The organism is Pseudoalteromonas sp. Z1A6 (assembly GCF_011378745.1).
Taxonomy (GTDB): domain Bacteria; phylum Pseudomonadota; class Gammaproteobacteria; order Enterobacterales; family Alteromonadaceae; genus Pseudoalteromonas; species Pseudoalteromonas arctica.
This window is the reverse complement of the sequence record NZ_WTKW01000619.1, coordinates 1-1168: the sequence shown is the minus strand read 5'-3', so window position 1 is coordinate 1168 and position 1168 is coordinate 1. Positions and strand designations below refer to the sequence as shown.

Here is a 1168-nt window from a genome sequence, read left to right as displayed (position 1 = left end):
TTTTACTAGAATGTTTATTATAAGCGTGTAAAAGCCCTTTTATTTTATTTTTTGATGTTGAGATTCGCCCCTGCTCATGCTCGGTATGTAAAACGTAAAGTGGGTCTTTTAATCTCAATGCTGGCCCAAAACGCTCGATTAATCTTAACCACATATCTGCATCTTGTGCTGATGTTAGGTTCTCATCAAACCCACCTAATTCTAAAATTTTTGTTTTTTCTGTTAAAATTTGCGTACCAGCTATGTTCCCCCATAACATATCATTTAGATCAATTAGCCTCTCTGATTTAAATAAGTTCGAACTTCCTGACTTCTTAACTACAATTGTATTAGACGTAACAAAAGACAACTTAGGATTATATGCTTTTAAAAGTGATTCTAATCTTGTCGGTGTAAACTCATCATCATCATCCAGGCCTGCGATATATTTCCCTTTTGCCATTTTTATTCCTTCGTTGCGAGTGTAGCAAGCTCCTTTATTTTCACTGTTTCGCCGATAACGTATAGTAAGCTCACTACTACTTTTATATTTTTCTAAATAACTATACACATCTATATCAGAGCAATCATCAGAAACGACAACTTCAAAATCTTTAAATGTTTGAACTTCTAAAGAGGATAACGCTCTATTTAATAACTCCAATCTATTATGAGTTGAAATTACGACACTAACTGAAAAATCCACCTAACACTCCTAACTAAATAAGAAAGTTTCGTACTGACCTATGACTGATGTCCCAAATGTTATTTGATATAAAGATAAAAAAACATAAGAAATAGAAATAATTAAAGCAATGACTTTATAATTCAAACTTGAGTATCTATAAACCATAGCAATAAAAAGCGGCAAGAAAAAAAACATCATTTCATAAAACCGAAAACTAAATGATGATAACTCCCTAAACACATTTAGAAAAATCAAACCTATTAACATACAATTTATGAAAAAAAATCCATACCTTTTTAACTCAGCAGGAAGGTTCTTAATATTCCAAGCCCCCCAAGTCAATAAAATAATATTCAAGAAGTTAATCGAATTAAATACATTAATAGGAGTAGTTACATATGAATTAAAATCATTGTAATACCTCAATATTTTTTCACTATCAATAATCATTAATACAATCTGAAAAAAAGTATTAATAAAACTATATTGAAATACAGATAG

The 1168-nt window shown here is 30.1% G+C and carries 2 protein-coding genes; both read right to left on the bottom strand.

Features of this window, described 5'->3' with window-relative positions; genetic code table 11:
• Positions 1-685 (bottom strand): glycosyltransferase (locus GQR46_RS19940; protein ID WP_165742263.1); only part of this gene is annotated, 685 nt, incomplete at its 3' end.
• 9 nt (positions 686-694) lie between these two features.
• Positions 695-1168 (bottom strand): hypothetical protein (locus GQR46_RS20595; protein ID WP_206009724.1); only part of this gene is annotated, 474 nt, incomplete at its 5' end.